The sequence below is a fragment of the Saccharothrix texasensis genome (assembly GCF_003752005.1).
Lineage (GTDB): Bacteria > Actinomycetota > Actinomycetes > Mycobacteriales > Pseudonocardiaceae > Actinosynnema > Actinosynnema texasense.
Genome location: NZ_RJKM01000001.1, coordinates 2,750,194 through 2,769,290, shown reverse-complemented (window position 1 = coordinate 2,769,290; position 19,097 = coordinate 2,750,194). Strand labels below are relative to the sequence as shown.

At 73.7% G+C, this 19,097-nt stretch carries 17 protein-coding genes; 10 read left to right on the top strand and 7 right to left on the bottom strand.

Annotation, left to right across the window (positions count from 1 at the left end; translation table 11 throughout):
- Positions 1-5: 5 nt before the first annotated feature.
- The gene (locus tag EDD40_RS10785; RefSeq protein WP_123747931.1) at positions 6-1,907 is read left to right on the top strand and encodes an acetyl/propionyl/methylcrotonyl-CoA carboxylase subunit alpha; all 1,902 of its coding nucleotides are present in this window, start codon (positions 6-8) and stop codon (positions 1,905-1,907) included.
- 2 nt (positions 1,908-1,909) lie between these two features.
- Positions 1,910-3,067 (top strand): acyl-CoA dehydrogenase family protein, encoded by a 1,158-nt coding sequence (locus tag EDD40_RS10780; RefSeq protein WP_123747932.1) that lies wholly within the window; start codon positions 1,910-1,912, stop codon positions 3,065-3,067.
- Between the two features lies 1 nt (position 3,068).
- On the opposite strand, the gene EDD40_RS10775 is transcribed toward EDD40_RS10780, so the two are convergent.
- Positions 3,069-4,031 (bottom strand): hypothetical protein, encoded by a 963-nt coding sequence (locus tag EDD40_RS10775; protein ID WP_123742783.1) that lies wholly within the window; start codon positions 4,029-4,031, stop codon positions 3,069-3,071.
- Between the two features lie 280 nt (positions 4,032-4,311).
- On the opposite strand from EDD40_RS10775, the gene EDD40_RS40980 reads away from it, so the two are divergent.
- The 3 genes from EDD40_RS40980 to EDD40_RS10765 all read left to right on the top strand — a co-directional run bounded on the left by EDD40_RS40980 (position 4,312) and on the right by EDD40_RS10765 (position 7,141).
- The gene (locus EDD40_RS40980) at positions 4,312-4,659 is read left to right on the top strand and encodes a hypothetical protein (protein WP_148088756.1); all 348 of its coding nucleotides are present in this window, start codon (positions 4,312-4,314) and stop codon (positions 4,657-4,659) included.
- Positions 4,660-4,818: 159 nt separating this feature from the next.
- Positions 4,819-5,943, top strand: a complete 1,125-nt coding sequence (locus EDD40_RS10770) for a S8 family peptidase (RefSeq protein WP_123742782.1) — start codon at positions 4,819-4,821, stop codon at positions 5,941-5,943.
- A 73-nt stretch (positions 5,944-6,016) separates the two neighbouring features.
- The gene (locus tag EDD40_RS10765; RefSeq protein WP_123742781.1) at positions 6,017-7,141 is read left to right on the top strand and encodes a S8 family peptidase; all 1,125 of its coding nucleotides are present in this window, start codon (positions 6,017-6,019) and stop codon (positions 7,139-7,141) included.
- Between the two features lies 1 nt (position 7,142).
- On the opposite strand, the gene EDD40_RS10760 is transcribed toward EDD40_RS10765, so the two are convergent.
- Complete coding sequence (locus EDD40_RS10760) at positions 7,143-7,607, bottom strand: GNAT family N-acetyltransferase (RefSeq protein ID WP_123742780.1); 465 nt, start codon at positions 7,605-7,607, stop codon at positions 7,143-7,145.
- A gap of 233 nt (positions 7,608-7,840) precedes the next feature.
- Between EDD40_RS10760 and EDD40_RS10755 the strand changes: the two genes are divergently transcribed.
- Positions 7,841-9,028: a S8 family peptidase gene (locus EDD40_RS10755; RefSeq protein ID WP_123742779.1), complete on the top strand. Its 1,188-nt coding sequence runs from the start codon at positions 7,841-7,843 to the stop codon at positions 9,026-9,028.
- A 67-nt stretch (positions 9,029-9,095) separates the two neighbouring features.
- Here the strand turns inward: EDD40_RS10755 and EDD40_RS10750 are convergent, their stop codons facing one another.
- The 5 genes from EDD40_RS10750 to dprE1 all read right to left on the bottom strand — a co-directional run bounded on the left by EDD40_RS10750 (position 9,096) and on the right by dprE1 (position 14,431).
- Positions 9,096-9,995 (bottom strand): decaprenyl-phosphate phosphoribosyltransferase, encoded by a 900-nt coding sequence (locus tag EDD40_RS10750; protein WP_123742778.1) that lies wholly within the window; start codon positions 9,993-9,995, stop codon positions 9,096-9,098.
- Positions 9,992-10,498 (bottom strand): phosphatase PAP2 family protein, encoded by a 507-nt coding sequence (locus tag EDD40_RS10745; RefSeq protein ID WP_123742777.1) that lies wholly within the window; start codon positions 10,496-10,498, stop codon positions 9,992-9,994. Before EDD40_RS10745 ends, EDD40_RS10750 begins: the two co-directional genes overlap by 4 nt.
- 140 nt (positions 10,499-10,638) lie before the next feature.
- Entirely contained in the window at positions 10,639-12,339 is a 1,701-nt protein-coding gene (locus EDD40_RS10740) for a hypothetical protein (RefSeq protein WP_246037591.1), read from the bottom strand.
- Positions 12,336-13,091, bottom strand: a complete 756-nt coding sequence (dprE2, locus tag EDD40_RS10735; RefSeq protein ID WP_123742776.1) for a decaprenylphospho-beta-D-erythro-pentofuranosid-2-ulose 2-reductase — start codon at positions 13,089-13,091, stop codon at positions 12,336-12,338. The genes EDD40_RS10740 and dprE2 overlap by 4 nt, the downstream gene beginning before the upstream one ends.
- Positions 13,088-14,431, bottom strand: coding sequence for a decaprenylphosphoryl-beta-D-ribose oxidase (gene dprE1 / locus EDD40_RS10730; RefSeq protein ID WP_123742775.1), 1,344 nt, complete (start codon positions 14,429-14,431; stop codon positions 13,088-13,090). Before dprE1 ends, dprE2 begins: the two co-directional genes overlap by 4 nt.
- A gap of 49 nt (positions 14,432-14,480) precedes the next feature.
- Here dprE1 and EDD40_RS10725 point away from each other — a divergent pair, with 49 nt between their 5' ends.
- The 4 genes from EDD40_RS10725 to EDD40_RS10710 all read left to right on the top strand — a co-directional run bounded on the left by EDD40_RS10725 (position 14,481) and on the right by EDD40_RS10710 (position 19,094).
- Complete coding sequence (locus EDD40_RS10725; protein WP_236594827.1) at positions 14,481-14,912, top strand: GtrA family protein; 432 nt, start codon at positions 14,481-14,483, stop codon at positions 14,910-14,912.
- Between the two features lie 80 nt (positions 14,913-14,992).
- On the top strand, positions 14,993-16,837 hold the full coding sequence (gene aspS / locus EDD40_RS10720) for an aspartate--tRNA ligase (protein ID WP_123742774.1): 1,845 nt from the start codon (positions 14,993-14,995) through the stop codon (positions 16,835-16,837).
- A 4-nt stretch (positions 16,838-16,841) separates the two neighbouring features.
- A complete protein-coding gene (locus tag EDD40_RS10715) occupies positions 16,842-17,783 on the top strand; it encodes a DUF389 domain-containing protein (protein ID WP_123742773.1) in 942 nt (313 codons plus the stop codon).
- A gap of 111 nt (positions 17,784-17,894) precedes the next feature.
- On the top strand, positions 17,895-19,094 hold the full coding sequence (locus EDD40_RS10710) for a hypothetical protein (RefSeq protein ID WP_123742772.1): 1,200 nt from the start codon (positions 17,895-17,897) through the stop codon (positions 19,092-19,094).
- Positions 19,095-19,097: the final 3 nt, after the last annotated feature.

Genomic DNA, 19,097 nt, shown 5'->3' with positions numbered 1-19,097 from the left:
ACACGATGATCCGCAAGCTGTTGATCGCCAACCGGGGCGAGATCGCCCGCCGGGTGATCCGCACGTGCCGCGAGGTCGGCATCTCGCCGGTCGCCGTGTTCTCCGACCCCGACGAGCGCTCGCCGCACGTCCGGGAGGCGGACGCGGCGGTCCGGCTGCCCGGCGCGGCCCCGGCCGACACCTACCTGCGCGCCGACCTGCTGGTGGCCGCCGCGCTCGCGGCCGGCGCGGACGCGGTGCACCCCGGGTACGGGTTCCTGTCCGAGAACGCCTCCTTCGCCCGCGCCGTCGTCGCCGCCGGGCTGACGTGGGTCGGGCCCGACCCCGAGGTCATCGACGCGATGGGGTCGAAGGTCGCGGCGAAGAAGAGGCTGGCGGCGGCGGGCGTGCCGGTGCTGCCCGAGCTCGACCCCGGGTCGGCCGACGAGTTCCCCCTGCTCGTCAAGGCCTCCGCCGGCGGAGGCGGGCGCGGGATGCGCGTGGTGCGGTCCGCGTCCGAGCTGGCGGAGCAGGTGGCCGCCGCCCGCCGCGAGGCCGAGTCGGCGTTCGGCGACGGCACCGTCTTCTGCGAACCCCTGCTGGAGCACGCGCGGCACGTCGAGGTGCAGATCCTCGCCGACGCGCACGGCACGGTGTGGGCGCTGGGCGAGCGGGAGTGCTCCATCCAGCGCCGCCACCAGAAGATCATCGAGGAGACGCCGAGCCCGGCCGTGACACCGCAGGCCCGCGAGCGGCTGTTCGCCGCCGCCACCAGCGCCGCCGAGGCCATCGGGTACGTCGGCGCGGGCACGGTGGAGTTCCTCTTCACCGACGACGGCTCGTTCCACTTCCTGGAGGTCAACACCCGCCTGCAGGTGGAGCACCCGGTCACCGAGGAGGTGTTCGGCGTCGACCTGGTCGCCTGGCAGCTCGCCGTCGCCGAAGGCGCCCGCCTGCCCGCCGAACCGCCCGCCCCGAACGGCCACGCCGTCGAAGCCCGCCTCTACGCGGAGGACCCCGCGCACGACTGGCGGCCCGCGAGCGGCACCCTGCACCGGTTCGCCGTGCCGGGCGGCGTGCGCGTGGACAGCGGCGTGGAGGACGGCAGCGAGGTCGGCGTGCACTACGACCCCATGCTGGCCAAGGTGATCGCCTGGGCGCCGACCCGGCACGCGGCGGTCCGCAAGCTGGCCGCCGCCCTCGACCGCGCCGAGCTGCACGGCCTGGTCACCAACCGCGACCTGCTGGTCCGCACGCTGCGGCACCCGGCGTTCGGCGCGGGCGACACGCACACCGGGTTCCTCGACGAGCACGGCCTCACCGCCGCCGGACCGGTCGACGTCCGACCCGCCGCGCTCGCCGCCGCCCTCGCGCTCGCCGAACGGCGGCGCACCAGCCTCCCGCCGGGCTGGCGCAACCTCGCGTCCCAGCCGCAGCGAGCAGTGTTCGCGCACGGCGACGACCAGGTCGAGGTCGACTACCGGCACACCCGCGAGGGCGTGCGGACGAGCCTGGACCTGGCGGTCGTCGCCGCTTCGCCGGACGCGGTGACGTTCGAGCGCGACGGCGTGCGCACGACGTACCCCGTGGCGGTGTACGGCGACCGGGTCGAGGTGGGTCCGGTGTCGCTCGAGCTGCGGCCCCGGTTCCCGGAGCCGCGGGCCACCCTCGCCGAGGGCGCGACCGTCGCGCCGATGCCCGGCACGGTGGTGCGGGTCGCCGTCGAGCCGGGGCAACGGGTCGAGGCCGGCGCGGAGCTGCTGGTGCTGGAAGCGATGAAGATGGAGCACCGCGTGCTCGCCACCACCGGCGGCGCGGTCGCGGAAGTGCTCGTGCAGGCGGGGCAACAGGTCGACGCGGGCGACGTGCTCGCGGTGGTGGCCGAAGAGCCGCGCGAGGGGTCGACCGGGAGGACGGGCGGGTCATGACGATCAACTTCACCGAGAGCGAGGAGCGGCAGGCGTTGCGCAGGGCCGTCGCCGACCTCGCCGGCAAGTACGGCCACGAGTACTTCACCGCCAAGGCCAAGGCGGGGGAGAAGACCGACGAGCTGTGGGCCGAGGCGGGAGAGCTGGGCTACCTCGGCGTGGCCGTGCCCGAGGAGTACGGCGGCGGTGGCGGCGGGATCGGCGACCTGGCCGCGGTGTGCGAGGAGCTGGCCAGGGCGGGCTGCCCGCTGCTGCTGACGGTCGTCTCGCCCGCCATCTGCGCCACGATCATCTCCCGCTTCGGCACCGCCGAGCAGAAGCGGCGGTGGCTGCCCGGGTTCGCCGACGGCACCACCAAGATGGCCTTCGCCATCACCGAGTCCGACGCGGGCTCCAACTCGCACAAGCTCGCCACCGCCGTCCACCGCGACGGCGACGAGTGGGTCCTCGGCGGCGGCAAGTCCTACATCTCCGGCGTCGACGAGGTCGAGGCGGTCATGGTCGTCGCCCGGCACGTCGACGCCACCGGCCAGCGGCTGCTCCCCTCCTTGATGATCGTGCCGACGACCGCGCCCGGCTTCACCTACCAGCACATCCCGATGGAGGTGCTCTCGCCCGAGAAGCAGTTCACCTGCTTCTTCGACGACGTGCGCCTGCCGGCGGACGCGCTGGTCGGCTCCGAGGACGCGGGGTTGGCCCAGCTGTTCGCCGGGCTGAACCCGGAGCGGATCATGGCGGCGTCCTTCGCCACCGGCATGGCCCGCCGCGCACTCGACCAGGCGAGCGAGTACGCCCGCACCAGGACGGTCTGGGACACGCCGATCGGCGCGCACCAGGGCATCGCGCACCCGTTGGCGCAGTGCGCGATCCAGGTCGAGCTGGCGAGGCTGATGACCCAGAAGGCCGCGGCTCTCTACGACGCTGGGGAGGACCGGGCTGCTGGTGAGGCGGCCAACATGGCCAAGTACGCGGCGGGGGAGGCGGTGGCGGGTGCGGTGGACCAGGCCATCCAGGTCCACGGCGGCAACGGGCTGTCGTCCGAGTACGGACTCGGCGCCATGCTGGCCGCGTCCCGGTTGTCCCGCATCGCCCCGGTCAGCCGGGAGATGATCCTCAACTTCGTGGCGCAGCACACGCTGAGGTTGCCGCGCTCCTACTGAGTCAGGTCCATTCCCAGCGCAGGCCGACCACGCCGGGACCGAAGTCCAGCGCGACCGCGTACGCGTAGCCCCAGGTGTCCACCGGGGTCTCGCGCACGTCGGTCGGTCCTTCACCGGTCAAACCGGTCGTGAACTGCTCACAACGCGCGGGTCGGCACCGTGAGTCGTACCGGACCTCCAGGACGTACTCGCGCACGGGGTGGCGGAACCGCCGCGAGTGCGTGTTGTCGAACGTGGGGTGGTGCGGCGCCACGTGGATCAGCTCGTACTCGACGGCCGTCCGCTCGCCCCGGCGCAGCGGGCGGTCGAGCAGCAGTTCGGCGACCATCAGGCCGTTGCGCGGGTCGGCGGAAACCCGCCCGAGTCTGCACGAGCGCAGCGTGCCGATGACCGGCAGCGGGTCGCCGGGCAGCCGGGTGTCGTAGCCGAGCAGGACCCGGTCGACGCCCGAGCGCTCGGCGCGCAGCACCTGGCGCGACCGCACCCGGCGCGTGCTGCCGTCCATCGCGAGCTCCACCTGGTCGCGCAGGCTGAGCCGGGTGAGGTCCTGGTCGGTGCTGGTGTCGACGTCGGCCAGCAGTTCCGCGATGGTCGCGTAGTCGCTCTCGCCGACCCACCCCTCGGGGCCGGACACGCGGGTGCGCGGTCGGGCCTTGCCGCGTGGCCGCGGTGGTCCGAGCAGGGAGCTCAACCCGCCCGCGCCGACGTCCAGGATCTCCTCCAGGTGGCTGACGGCGGTGAGCGAGTCCGGTCGTTCCGGCCGCCTGCGGCCGGACTGCCAGTAGCTCAGCGCGGCGATGCTGACCGCCACGCCGCGCGCCCGCAGCTTGTGCTGGATGCGTTCCAGGCTGAGCCCTTTGGCGCGGATCGCCGCACGCAATGCGTCCGCGAAGGGGTCGGCCCCCGCTTCGATCCGTCGGGGATCGCGCGTCCGCGATTCCGGTCCGACGACTGGCGTAGGCATCTTCGCTCCGTTCTCCCAAGGACAAGGCGAGCGACGTTATCGTGCGAAATCGCCGGCGCGGTACAGCCGATCGGGTTTCCCGCCCCGAATTTGACCGAAACGGACCGTAAATCCGGTTGGCTGTGGAATGTTTGAATTCTCATTAACAGCTGGTGGGAGCGGGGGTGTGAAGGCGTCCGCTACCGCGATCGCCGCACCGCGCTCGGGCATCCGGTCGCTTCCCGGTACCCGACCCGGCCCATAACCTCGAGTACGTGGGGTGACGCATGGCACACCCCGCGTGATCGCGGTCTCCGACCCCTGGCCCGACCGGGTGTCGGCGACCGCTCGCGACCAGGACGGAAACGCCTATGCCCAAGCTCACGTTGACCGTCGGGACAATACTCGCGGCCCGGTGTCGCCGCTGGTGGTGGACCTCGCGCCGATCGCCGGGGTGGTGACCCGCGCCGCCCCGGCCGCGGATCGCCGGCCCAACCGATGCGCGGTCATCCCGAAGAACTTCTCCGCAGTGGGCCCGGAGACGCTCGCCTCTCGTTTCAGCGGACCCTTCGGCCGTATTTTCTCCACAGCGTTGAATCGCTTCTCAATCACGTTGTCCGAGTTCGCCGCGCGCGCTTCTCCGCCGTAGTGCGGTCCCGTCCCGGCGATCTCGCGCCGACGATCCCGGCCGGTGGTTCCCCGAACCGACCCGCCTCGCGGACGGGCCTCCGCCGCGCCGGGTTCGGCACACTGGCAGCCCCGCGCGTGATCCGCGCCGGGGATCCCTTACCCCGCAAAGGAAAGCCGTATGCGAAAGCTCTTACCGGGCGTCGCCGTGGCCGCGCTGACCCTCACCCTGCTCCCCGCGCCCTCGTACGCCGAGGGCGCCGTCCTGCACGCGGACTCGGCCACCGCCGTGCCGGGCAGCTACATCGTCAAGCTCGCGGACCTCGCCGCGGCCGGCGCCGTGACGAGCCGCCTCGCCGGGCGGGTGACCCGCGAGTACGCCGCGTTCGGCGGCTTCGCCGCGACGCTCACCCCGGAGCAGGCCCGCCGGCTCGCCGCCGACCCGGCGGTGGCCTACGTCGAGCAGGACCAGGTCGTGCGGGCGCACACCACCCAGACCGGCGCGCCGTGGGGCCTGGACCGCGTCGACCAGGCCGTCCTGCCGCTGGACACCACCTACAGCTACGCCACCACCGGCGCCGGCGTCACCGCCTACGTGATCGACACCGGCATCCGGGTCACGCACGTCGAGTTCGGCGGCCGGGCCGTGCACGGCTACGACGCGGTGGACAACGACCCCGTCGCCCAGGACGACAACGGCCACGGCACGCACGTCGCGGGCATCATCGCCGGCCGCACGCACGGCGTGGCGAAGGGCGCGCGGGTGGCGGGCGTGCGCGTGCTCGACGGCCAGGGCAGCGGCACGGTCGCCGGCGTCATCGCGGGCGTGGACTGGGTGCGGCTGAACGCGAGCCGGCCCGCCGTGGCGAACTTCAGCCTCGGCGGCGGCGCGTCCACCGCGCTGGACGACGCGGTGCGCCGGCTGATCGCCTCGGGCATCACCGCGTCGGTCACCGCGGGCGGCGGCAACACCGGTGTCGGCAGCACCTCGCCCGCCCGGGTCGCCGAGGCGATCACGTCGGGCGCCCACGCGCAGACCGACGCCAGGGCCTCGTTCTCGAACTACGGCGCGGGCGTGGACCTGTACGCGGCCGGCGTCGGCATCACGTCGGCGTGGCACACCGGCGACACCGCCACGAACACGCTCAGCGGCACCTCCATGGCGACCGGGTTCGTCACCGGCGTCGCCGCCCGGTACCTCCAGTCCGCTCCCGCCGCGCCACCCGCCCTGGTGCACACCGAGCTGACCGGCCCGCAACCGCAACCGTGGGGCGGCCGGATCCTGCACTGGTCGCCCACCCGGTGACGGCCCGCCCGCGCAGCACCCGACCACCCGTGAAGTGACCGCCCGCCCTCCTCACCCTGCGAAGGAACCCGCCATGCGAACACTGCTGTCCGGCCTGGGCGTCGCCGCCCTCGCCGCCGTCACCCTCACCGCGCCCGCCCAAGCGGAAGGCGCCGTCCTGCACGCCGGCTCGGCCACCGCCGTGCCCGGCAGCTACATCGTCAAGCTCGCGGACACGGCCGCCGCCGGCGCGGTCGCCGCCCGGCTCGACGGCCGGGTCTCCCGCGAGTTCCCGTCGCTGCACGGCTTCGCCGCGACGTTGACCGCGAAGCAGGCCCGCCGGCTCGCCGCCGACCCGGCGGTGGCCTACGTCGAGCAGGACCAGGTCGTGCGGGCGCACAACACCCAGCCCAACGCGCCGTTCGGCCTCGACCGGATCGACCAGCGCGCGCTGCCCGTCGACGGCGGCTACAGCTACACCTCGACCGGGCTGCGCACCCGCGCGTACGTGATCGACACGGGCATCCGGACCACGCACGCCGAGTTCTCGGGCCGCACGTGCCCGGGCTACGACGTGATCGACAACGACACCGTGCCGCAGGACGACAACGGCCACGGCACGGCCGTCGCGTCCCTCATCGCGGGCAGCGTGAACGGCGTCGCGAAGCAGGCGGCGGTGTGCGGCGTCCGGGTGCTCAACGGCTCCGGCAGCGGCACGACCGCGGGCGTGCTGGCGGGCATCGACTGGGTGGCGCGCAACCACGTCAAGCCCGCCTCGGCCAACCTCAGCCTGGGCGGCGGCGCGTCCACCGCGCTGGACGACGCGGTGCGCCGGCTGATCGCCGCGGGCGTCACGGCGTCGGTCACGGCGGGCGGCAGCAACGCCGACGCGGCCAACTTCTCGCCCGCCCGCGTGCGGGAGGCGCTCACCTCCGGCGCGACCACCAGGACCGACACCCGCGCCACGTTCTCCAACTACGGCTCGGTGGTCGACGTCTACGCGCCCGGCGTGAGCGTCACCGTGGCGTGGAACTCCGGCGACACCGCCACGAACACGCTCAGCGGCACGTCGCTGTCCACCGCGTACGTCACCGGCGTGACGCTGCGCTTCCTCCAGCTCAACCCGACCGCCACCCCCGCGCAGGTGCACTCGGCGGTCGTCTCCGAGGCGACGCCGCTGTCGTGGGGCCGACTGCTGTACTGGTCGCCCGTCCGGTGACCTACTGGTCGGCGAGGTGAGCCGACGGGGTCGACGGGGCGAGCTCGTGGCGCATCACGAGCTCGCCGCCGTCCACCTCGCCGGTGTCGGTGAAGCCGAACGCCGCGTACAGGCCGCGGGCCACCGCGTTGCCGGGCACGACGCTCAGCACCAGCTCGGTGCGGCCCTCGGCGCGCGCCACGTCGGCGATCGCGGCCAGGCCCTTGCGGCCCAGCCCGCGGCCCTGCGCGCGTCGGTCGACCATGAACCGGACGATGTGCAGCACCTCGGGCCGGTCGCGCTCCAGGAGGGTGAAGCCGACGAGCTCCGCTGCGCCGTACAGCGCAAGGGGTTGCAGCTTCGGGCGGTAGATCCAGGCGTCCGCGATCGACTTGAGGTTCGTCGCGACGAACGCCCGCTGCTCCTCGTGGACCTCCAGGCCGATGACGGCCCGGTAGTTGTCCTCGGTGACCGGTTCCAAACGCATGTCCGGACGGTAGCGCCGCGCTCACCCGACCGCGCCCGGATTATGGGAAAACGCAGGTCAGGCGGTTTATTGACGGTGACCGCTCAACTGGCAAATGTTCACACTTCCGAGTTAACGCGTCGGTTGCCTACGGTGATGACTGTCAGCGAGGGCAAGGTGGCCCAACGTCACCCCCGAGCCCTGCACAGCTCCTCGGGGTGAGTTGGGGTCACCGTTCAAGAACGGAATCCCGCATGCGACAGTCACGACAGGTCCGGGTCCTGGCCGGGGTCGGGGTCACGGCGCTCGCCGTCACCGCGTCCTCCCTGTTGGCCGCCCCGGCGCAGGCCGCCGAGGGCGAGATCCGCGCCGCCGACGCGGCGAACAAGGTCCAGAACCACTTCGTCGTCAAGCTCAAGGACGGCGCCTCCGCGTCCCCGCAGAGCCTGGCGAACCAGTACGGCGGCCAGGTCGACACCGTGTACCGCACCGTGTTGAACGGCTTCGCCGTCTCGCTGCCGGAGAAGGCGGCCAAGCGGCTCGCGGCCAACCCGGCCGTCGAGTACGTCGAGCAGGACCAGGTCTTCACCACGCAGGCGACGCAGACCAACCCGCCGTCGTGGGGCCTGGACCGCATCGACCAGCGCAACCTGCCGCTGAACTCGTCCTACAGCTACACCTCGACCGGCACGGGCGTGAACGTCTACGTCATCGACACCGGCGTCCGCATCTCCCACAGCACGTTCGGCGGCCGGGCCCGCAACGGCTACGACGCGGTCGACAACGACAGCGTCGCCCAGGACGGCAACGGCCACGGCACGCACGTCGCCGGCACCATCGCGGGCAGCCAGTACGGCGTCGCCAAGGGCGCGACGATCTACGGCGTGCGCGTGCTGAACAACGCCGGCAGCGGCACCCTCGCCGACGTGATCGAGGGCATCGACTGGGTGACCAACAACCACGTCAAGCCGGCCGTCGCGAACATGAGCCTCGGCGGCGGCGTCTCCACCACGATCGACTCGGCCGTCAGCCGCTCGATCTCGGCGGGCGTCACCTACGCCATCGCGGCGGGCAACAGCAACGCCAACGCGTCCAGCTTCTCGCCGGCCCGCGTCGCCGCCGCCATCACGGTGGGCGCGACCACCAACACCGACGCCCGCGCCAGCTACTCGAACTACGGCTCGGTGCTGGACATCTTCGCGCCCGGCACGTCGATCACCTCGGCGTGGAACACCAGCGACTCGGCCACCAACACCATCAGCGGCACCTCGATGGCGACGCCGCACGTCGCCGGCGCGGCGGCCCGCTACCTGCAGAACAACCGGTCGGCCACCCCGGCCCAGGTGGCCAGCTACCTGACCGGTCAGGCCACCCCGAGCGTGGTGGGCAGCCCGGGCACCGGTTCCCCGAACCGCCTGCTCTACCTGGCGCCCACCGCCTGATCACCTCTTCACCGATCACCACGACCGGGGCCGTCCCTCCTGCGGGGGGCGGCCCCGGCCGCGTCCGTCACGCGTAGATCGACAGCGCGAGCGAGACCACCCAGCAGGCCCCGATCACCTGGAGCACGTGGTCGCGCAGGGCGATGCGCTCGGGCTCGCCCGCGCCGCCGTCGTCCACGTCGACCGCGTACCGCAGCACCGCCACCACGAACGGCACGATCGACAGCATCGCCCAGCCGGCGTCGTAGTCGGCGCGCTCCCGCATCTCGAACGCCCACAGCGCGTAGGCCAGGATCATGATCGCGGCGGCGGTGGCCCACACGAACCGCAGGTAGCTGGCCGAGTAGCGGCGCAGCGACGCGCGGATCTCCGCGCCCGTCCGCTCGAACAGCACGATCTCGGCGTACCTCTTGCCCGCCACCATGAACAGCGAGCCGAACGCCGTCACCAGCAGGAACCACTGCGACAACGGGATGCCGGCCGCGATGCCGCCCGCGATGGCGCGCAGCAGGAACCCCGACGCGACGATGCACAGGTCGATCACCGGCTGGTGCTTCCACCCGAGGCAGTAGCCCAGTTGCGCGGCGCAGTAGACGCCGATCACCACGACCAGCGGCGGGCCGGAGCACAGGGCGACACCGACGGCCGCGGCGAACAGCGCCGCCGCCGTGACGCACGCCGTGCGCGCCGAGACCGCGCCGGCCGCGATCGGGCGGTGCCGCTTGGTCGGGTGCGCGCGGTCGGCGTCCACGTCGATCGCGTCGTTGACGAGGTACACCGCGGAAGCCGCGAGGCAGAACGCGACCAGGGCCAGCCCGGTGTCCAGCAGCACGGCCCGCTCACCCAGCCGGTTCGCCGCGAACGGCGCGGCCAGCACGAGGAAGTTCTTCACCCACTGGTGCGGCCGGGCCGCGTGGAGCAGCCCGACGGCCGCGCCGGCGGGTCGGGTGGCGGTGGCGCCGCTCATCCGGCCGCACCGCCGTCGAGCCGGCGGCGGACGAGCCCGCCGAGCACCGCGCCCAACGCCGCGCCCGCCACCACGTCGGTGGGGTAGTGCACGCCGAGCACCAACCGGGACACCAGCATGGGCGGCACGAGCACCGGTTCCAGCCGCCGGCCGGTGAGCCCGGAGAACAGCACCGCGGCGGCGGCGGTCGACACGGCGTGCGCGGACGGGAAGCTCAGCCGGCTGGGCGTCCCGACCAGCACGGCGACCGACTCGTGGTCCGGCCGCCGCCGCCGGACCACCCGCTTGACCGCGACGGCGACCGCGTGCGACCCGGCGACCCCGGCGGTCGCCACCAACCAGTCCCGCCGCCGCCCCCGATCCACCGCCGCGCCCGCGAGCCCCAGCGCCAACCACCCGGCGCCGTGCTCGCCGAACCACGACAGCCCTCGCGCCGACGCCACCACCAGCCGGTGGCCGAGCGCGCTCTGCACCTGGCTCAGGACGGTGATCTCGGCAGACATGGCGGTTCTCCTGCGGTCGGTGGCGCGACGTGCGGGCGGACGTGGTGCGGGCGGACGTGGTGCGGACGGGTGCCGGTGGTGCGGTGCGGCCGGTCGTGCCGGTGGCGGTGGCGGGTCGGCGGGACGGTTCGCCGGCCGGGTCATCGGCCGAGTCGTTGACCGGGGCGGAGGGTCGGGCCGCACCGGCTCCGCGGCGCGTCCAGCCCGGCACGGGTGGCGGCGGCCAGCTCGGTCCGGACGTAGTCGCGCAGCTCGGCCAGCCGCGCCCCGTCCGCGACCGCGTCCCGGCGCACCCAGTCCTGCGCGGTCCGGCCCGCCGAGAGCACGTAGTAGTCCGCCGCCATCCTCGGGTCGTCCGCGATGCCGGTGGTCTGCGACCACCCCTCGTGCGAGTGGATGAACGTCGGCTTGACCCGGTCGAACACGTAGTCCCGCAGCCCGGCCACGTCGCGGGCGCCCCACAGGTCCGCCAGCCTCGGCTCGGCCAGCCCGGCGAGGTCGACCAGGGCGAGCCGGGACGTCAGCGCGGCGCCGCCGACGTCCGGCAGCAGCAGGCTGCCGCGCTCGACCCCGAGGATGTCCGCCAGGCCGTTGAAGCCGCGCCCGTACATCTCGACCACCAGGCACATCGGCACGGTCGGCGCGGCGCGGAACTCCCGGGCGGCGGCGGTGAAGCGGGCCGCCGACGGCAGCAGCGCGACGGCGAGGAGCACCGACAGCACCGCGCGCCGCCGCGCGGTGCCCCGTCCCAGCACCCGCGCCACGGCGAAGACCGCGACCAGCGCGCCCAGCACCCACACCGGCGTGGCGAACCGCAGCTCGCCCATCCAGTCGTGCGCCAGCACCGCGAACGCCACCGACGACAACCCCAGCGGCACCAGCAGCGCGACCAGCGCCGAACCCAGCCGGGAACCCCGCGCCAGCGCCATCCCCGCGCAGGCCGCCACCACCAGCACGGCCAACGCCCCCGCGTACTGCACCAGCTCGCCCACCCGGGTGAACTGCGCGAGGTCGGGCGGGTCCTGGCTCTTCGCCGCCGCGGGCAGCGCCAGCCACCGGCCGAACTCCACCCGCCGCCACAGCACGTAAGCGCCGAACGGCACCAGGAACGCCGCCGTGGACAACGCCACCGACCGCGCCGCCGCCGCGAGCCCCGCCCGGCGCGCCGTCAGCAGCACCAGCAACGGGTACGCCCCGGCGTAGACCAGCCCGTCCGGCCGGGTCAGCGCGGCCACCGCGACCAGCGCCCCGACCAGGACGGCGACCCGCCCGGACAGCAGCCGGTCGTCCAGCACCGCCCCGGACAGCACCACCGCCAGCCAGCACGTCACCAGCGCGTACAGCGGGTTCTCCAACCCGGAGAACACCCAGATGACGAACGAGGGCACCGCCGCCAGCACCGCGCCGAACGCCACCGTCACCAGCCCCGGCCGGCGGAACACCCGGCGCGCGGCGGTGTGGCAGGCCAGCAGCACGCCCGCGCAGCACAGCACCGCGAGCGCCTTCGGGAACAGCACGTAGTCCGGCACGCCGAAGATCGAGCCGCGGTCGAACAGCCCCACCAGCCGGCCCAGCGCCAGCAACGCCAACCAGGCCGGGTTCGAGTACGCCTCCGCCGGTTCGGCGCCCGGTTGCAGCACCGCGCCCGCGCCGTCGGTGATCGTGCGCGCGTACGCGAAGGTGATCGCCGCGTCGTCCACCAGCCAGTTGCCGTACAGCGCGCCGTGCGCCGCGATCAGCGCCGTGCCGCCGGCCACCGGGGCGACCCACCGCCCGCGGCGCGCCCGACCCGCCGGCGGGACGTCGGCGGCGCGCTGCTCCGGAACGGTCGTCGCGGTCATGCCGGCAACCTCCGGAACACGGCGCGGGGCAGGTGCCGCAGCGCCGACATCACCAGGCGCAGCGGCGCGGGCGCCCACACCAGCTCGCGCCGGTCGCGGACCGCGTGCACGACCACCTCGGCCACCTGCTCGGCGGTGCTCGACAACGGCGCCGGCCGCAGCCCCTCGGTCATCCGGGTGCGCACGAACCCCGGCCGCACCACCGTGACGGTGACGCCGTGCGGGCGCAGCGCCTCGCCCAGCCCCAGGTAGAACGCGTCCATCCCGGCCTTGGTCGACCCGTAGACGAAGTTCGACCGCCGCACCCGCTCGCCCGCCACCGAGGACAGCGCCACGATCACGCCGTGCCCCTGCTCGCGCAGCCGTTCGGCGAGCCCGACGCCGACCGACACCGCGCCGGTGTAGTTGACCTCCGCCAGCTCGACCGCCGCCGTCGGGTCCTGCCAGGCGCGCTCGGCGTCGCCCAGCACCCCGAACGCCACCAGCGCCACGTCGATGCCGCCGTCGGCGAAGGCCTTGTCCAGCGCGGCGGGGTGCCCGGCGACGTCACGCGCGTCGAAGTCCACCGCCGTCACCGGCACGCCCGCCGCCGCCAGCTCGGCCACCGCCGCGTCCCGGCGGGGCGAGGGCCGGGCGGCCAGGACCACGCGCGGCTTGCGGGCGGCGGTGTAGCGCCGGACCACCGCCAGCGCGATCTCGGACGTGCCGCCCAGCACCAGCAGGGCCTGCGGATTGCCCACCGCGTCGATCACAGCTCCAACCTCCTGGACATGTCGGACGCGAAAACGCCGTCCGGGTCGACCGAAGCGCGCACCGCGCGCCACTCCGCGAATCGGGGGTAGCCGCGCCGGACGGCCTCGGCCGTGGTCCGCGACTCCTTGGCCAGGTAGTGCCGCCCGCCCGCGTCGAGCACCAGCTCGTCCAGCTCGTCGCACAGCTCGCCGAGGCCCGGCCGGACCGGCAGGTCCACGCACAGCGTCCAGCCCGGCGCGGGGAACGACAGCGGCGCGCGGTTGCCCGGCCCGAACCGCTTGAGCACGTTCAACGCCGACACGTGCCCGGACGAGGCGATCCGCCGCACCGCCCGCCGGATCACGTCGACCGCGGCGAACGGCACCGCGAACTGGTACTGGATGAACCCGCGCGGGCCGTAGCCCCGGTTCCACTCGCCGACCACGTCGAGCGGGTGCAGGAACTCCGTGATGTTCTGCACCTGCCCGTGCCGGGTCGGCGACCTGCGGTACCAGAGCTCGCTGAACGCCCGGCCGGTCGCCCGGTTGAGCAGCCCGGACGGCAGCACGTCCGGCACGGTGAACAGCCGCGGCGCGTCGAACGCCAGCGGGTCGCGCCGCAGCTTGGCGGGCAGGTCGTCGAGCCGGGCGTGGTTCGCCCTGGTCAGCACGCCCCGGCCCAGCCGCGACCCGGTGGCGGTGGCGTCGAACCACGACACCGACTCGGCGTACCGGTCGTCGTCGGCGGACTGGCGGGCCAGCAGGTCGTCGAGGTCGCCCGCGCGTTCGGTGTCCACCACGAAGTAGGAGGTCTCCACCGGGACGACGCGCAGCGTCGCGCGCAGCACCACGCCGGTCAGGCCCATGCCGCCGACGGTCGCCCAGAACAACGCCGAGCCGTCGCCGTCGGGGGTGAGCGTGCGGACCGAGCCGTCCGCGGTGAGCAGGTCGAGCGACCGCACGTGGTCGCCGAAGCTGCCCACGACGTGGTGGCCCTTGCCGTGCACGTCGGCGGCGATCGCGCCGCCCACCGTGACCTGGCGCGTCCCGGGCAGCACCGGTGGCCACAGCCCGAGCGGCAGCAGCGCCCGCACCAGGGCGTCCAGCGAAACGCCCGCCTCGACGTCGACGAGGCCGTCGTCCACCTCGACCCGGCGAATGCGGTCGAACCGGGTCATGTCCAGCACGACGCCGCCCGCGTTCTGCGCCGGGTCGCCGTAGCTGCGGCCGAGGCCGCGGGCGATCACGCCGCGCTCGCGCGATTGTTCCAGCACGTTCGCGAGGGTCTCGACATCGCGCGGTGAAACGACCCGGGCGACCGTCGGCGAGGTCCGGCCCCAGCCGGAGAGCCTGGTTAGCATCGGCGCGGGGAAACGGACATCGCTATTCCATCCAAGAAAGGTGACAACGGTGGCGCGAAACGGCGGCGTGACCCGGCAGGCGGTCACGTTCGGGCTGGTGGGCGGGTGTTGCATGGTGATCGACTACGGCGTGTACAGCGCTCTGCTCGCAGTCGACACCCCGGTGCACGCCGCCAAGGCGGCCAGTTTCGCGCTCGGCACGACGGCGGCGTTCTTCCTCAATCGGCGGTTCACGTTCGGTGTTCCGGCGGCAGGCGCCCGACAGGTCGCGGCCTTCGCCCTGCTGTACCTCACCACGTTCGTCGCCAACGTATTGGTCAACGCGCTCGCCCTGCACCTTTTGCCACCCTTTCGAGTGGAGTACGCGGTGGCGTGGCTGATGGCCCAGGGCGTGGCGACGGCCGTCAACTTCGCGGTGCTGCGCGGGGTGGTGTTCCGCGTCGGGAAACCTGGTGGCGTCGACCGGCGGGTCGTTGGCTAGCCTTGAGGGCCAGCCGTCGGTCGAGTCGACCGCAGCAGCGGCCCACCCAGCAGAAGCAAACCCTGAGGAGAGCAGTTCCCGTGATGCGCACGCACGAGGCCGGGAAGCTCCGCGCCGAGCACGCCGGGCAGTCCGTCACCCTGACCGGGTGGGTGGCACGCAGGCGCGATCACGGCGGCGTGATCTTCATCGACCTCCGGGACGCCTCCGGCGTGGCCCAGGTCGTCTTCCGCGAGGGCGAGATGGCCGAGCGCGCGCACAAGCTGCGCTCGGAGTACGTGGTCAAGGTCGTCGGCGAGGTGACCCGCCGCCCCGAGGGCAGCGAGAACCCGGAGCTGCCCACCGGCGACATCGAGGTCTACGCCGCCGAGCTGCTGGTGCTCAACGAGGCCGCGCCGCTGCCGTTCCAGCTGGACGAGCACCTGGAGGTCGGCGAGGAGGCGCGCCTGCGGCACCGCTACCTCGACCTGCGCCGCAGCGGCCCGGCCAAGGCCATGCGGCTGCGCAGCGAGGCCAACCGGATCGCCCGCGAGGTGCTGCACGCCGAGGACTTCGTCGAGGTCGAGACCCCGACCCTGACCCGCTCCACCCCCGAGGGCGCGCGCGACTTCCTGGTGCCCGCCCGCCTGCGCCCCGGCTCCTGGTACGCGCTGCCGCAGTCGCCGCAGCTGTTCAAGCAGCTGCTGATGGTCGGCGGCCTGGAGCGGTACTACCAGATCGCGCGCTGCTACCGCGACGAGGACTTCCGCGCCGACCGGCAGCCGGAGTTCACCCAGCTCGACATCGAGATGAGCTTCGTCGAGCAGGACGACGTGATCGCGCTCGGCGAGAAGATCGTCTCCGCGCTGTGGAAGGACCTGGCCGACCACGAGATCGCCCGGCCGTTCCGCCGCATCTCCTACGCCGAGGCGATGGCCAAGTACGGCACGGACAAGCCGGACCTGCGCTTCGACCTCGAGCTGACCGAGCTGACCGAGTACTTCAAGGACACCCCGTTCCGGGTGTTCCAGGCCGCCTACGTCGGCGCGGTCGTCATGCCCGGCGGCGCGTCGCAGCCCCGCCGCACGCTCGACGCCTGGCAGGAGTGGGCCAAGCAGCGCGGCGCCCGCGGCCTGGCGTACGTGCTGGTCAACGAGGACGGCACGCTCGGCGGCCCGGTCGCCAAGAACCTCTCCGACGCGGAGCGCGACGGCCTGGCCAAGGCCGTCGGCGCGAACCCGGGCGACTGCGTGTTCTTCGGCGCGGGAGACCCGGACGGCGCGCGCGCCCTGCTCGGCGCGGCCCGCGTGGAGATCGCGAACCGGGTCGGCCTGATCGACGAGAACGCCTGGTCGTTCGTCTGGGTCGTGGACTTCCCGATGTTCGAGGCCGTCGACAAGATCGGCGACGACGTGGCGGTGGGCAGCGGCAAGTGGACCGCGCTGCACCACGCGTTCACCTCGCCGACGCCGGAGTGGGTCGACCGGTTCGAGTCCGACCCGGGCAACGCCCTGGCCTACGCCTACGACATCGTCTGCAACGGCAACGAGATCGGCGGCGGGTCGATCCGTATCCACCGCGCGGACGTGCAGCAGCGCGCGTTCCAGGTCATGGGCATCACGCCCGAGGAGGCGCAGGAGAAGTTCGGCTTCCTGCTCGACGCCTTCTCCTACGGCGCGCCGCCGCACGGCGGCATCGCGTTCGGCTGGGACCGGATCGCCATGCTGCTCGGCGGGTACGACTCGATCCGCGAGGTCATCGCGTTCCCGAAGAGCGGCGGCGGCTACGACCCGCTGACCGCCGCGCCCGCGCCGATCACCGCGCAGCAGCGCAAGGAGGCGGGCGTCGACTTCAAGCCCGCGCCGGCGGAGAAGACCGCCCAGGAGAAGACCGCCCAGGAGAAGCCCGGCTCGGAGCAGGCAGCTCAGCCGAAGGCCGCGCAGTAGCGCCGTGCTGCACCTGCGGGTCATCTGCCCGGCCGAACGCACCGACGCGGTCCTGGACCTGCTGAAGCGGGACACCGGCGTCACGCACGTCGTGCTCCTGCGCGGCGCGGCCGTCGACCCGGCGGGCGACGTGGTGGAAGCCGACCTCGCCCGGGAGGCCACCGACGAGGTGGTGGCCTCCCTGTGCGAGCTGGGCGTCGACCGGGACGGCGGCGTCACGCTCGAGCAGGTCGACACCGCCCTGTCCGACGCGGCCGACCGCGCCGAGGCGGCGGCGCCCGGTGACGGCGCGGACGCCGTGGTGTGGGAGGAGCTGCTGGCCCGCACGGGCGAGGAGTCCCGCCTCAACGTGACGTTCCTGGCGTTCCTGACCATCGCGTGCCTGCTCACCGCGGTCGCCGTGGTCACCGACTCGCCGGTGACGCTGGTCGGCGCGATGGTGGTCGGCCCGGAGTTCGGGCCGCTGGCCGCGATCGCCGTGGGCCTGGTGCTGCGGCGCTGGGACCTGGTGCGGCGGGCGGCCCTCGCGCTGGCGGTCGGGTTCCCGGCCGCGATGCTGGTCACCGCGGTCGGCGCGTGGCTCGGTTCGCGCACCGGCCTGTTCGACCGGGACCTCGTGCTGGCCGGGCACGAGCTCGACTTCGTCTTCGAGGTCGGGCCGTTCTCGTTGATCGTGGCGCTGCTCGCGGGCGCGGCCGGGATGCTGTCGATGACGTCGGCGAAGTCCGCCGCGCTCGTCGGGGTGTTCATTTCGGTCACCACGGTGCCCGCCGCCGGCTACGCCGCGGTGGCCGGTGTTCTCGGCCAGTGGGACATATGTCTCCAGTCGATTGCACAGCTCGCCGTGAACCTCGGCGGCGTCGTGGCGGCGGCGGCGCTGGTCCTGGCGTTGCGCAACCGCCGCGCGCGGGTCCGCGACCTGGGACGACCGCTCGCCGGCGGTTGACCGCGCGCGGATTTCCACAAAAGGTGGAGGCGCGGGACCGTGAGCACTACCGTCACGGTGCCCGGACGGGTTCTGTCAGGCCGGTCGCCACCCGGAGTAGGGTCGGAGGGGATGAGCGTGGAGATCACCGCCGGCCCGCAGGACATCGACGACGCTGCACCCTCCGAGCTTGACGACGCGGTGGCAGCGGCCGAGTCGGTGTTGAGCAAGAGGTTCGGCGCACCGGTTCGGCTGGCCGACCCCGAGGACCTCGGGGGTGCCGGCCGGTCCGTGGTCGCGCGCGTCCGGGTGGCCCACACCCCGTTCTCGCTGCCGCGCACGCTGGTGGTCAAGCGCTACCCGTCGCCGGTGGCCGACCGCGACCCGTTCGCGCACGAGGTGGTGAGCCACAAGCTGCTCACCGCGCTGCCGTCCGAGGAGCGCCTCACCCCCGAGCTGGTCGCGCAGGACAACACCAAGCGGCTGGTCGTGCTCGAAGACCTGGGCAAGGCGCCGCGGCTGGCGGAGAAGCTGCTCGGCTCCGACGCGCGGGCCGCCGAACGCGGGCTGCTGTCGTGGGCGCACGCCATGGGGCGGCTGCACGCGACGACCGCCGGCCGGGACGCGGACTTCGACGCGTTGATGCGCCGCCAGGGCTCCCAGTGCTGCGCCGACCCGATCGTGGTGGACGTGCACACGGCGTTGGGGGGCCTGCCCGAGCTGCTCTTCGACGAGCTGGAGGTCGACACGCCCGACTCCGTGCGCACGTTCGCGGAGCAGGCGGTGCGGGGGTTCGTCACGTCCCGCCGGCGTGCGTTCAGCCCGTCCACGTCGTGCCCGGACAACCACCTGGTGACCAGCAAGGGCGTCCGGTTCCTCGACTTCGAGGGCGGGTGCGTGCGCGACATCGTGTTCGACGCGGCGTGCCTGCGGGTGCCGTTCCCGTCGTGCTGGTGCGCCTACGGGCTGCCCGCCGGCATGTCGGAGGCGATGGTCGCGGCGTGGCGGGCCGAGGTGTCGTCGGTGTGGCCGGACCTGGACGACGACGCGGTGTTCCTGCCCCGGCTGCTGGAGGCGCAGCTGCTGTGGGTGTGGCTCGGCACGTGGCGCGGGCTGCCCGGCCTGGACTCGTCGCTGCCGTCGGGGCACCGGCCGCTGGACTCGCCGCCGCGCGTGGTCGTGCTGACCGCGCGGTGGGTGCGGCTGCGGCAGGACGCGCTGGCGGCGGGCGCGACGCACATCGCCGCGCACGCCGACGACGTCATCGCGGCGCTGGTGTCGCGGTACGGCGCGCGGGCCGCGGAACTGCCGCTGTACCCGGCATTCCGATAGCGT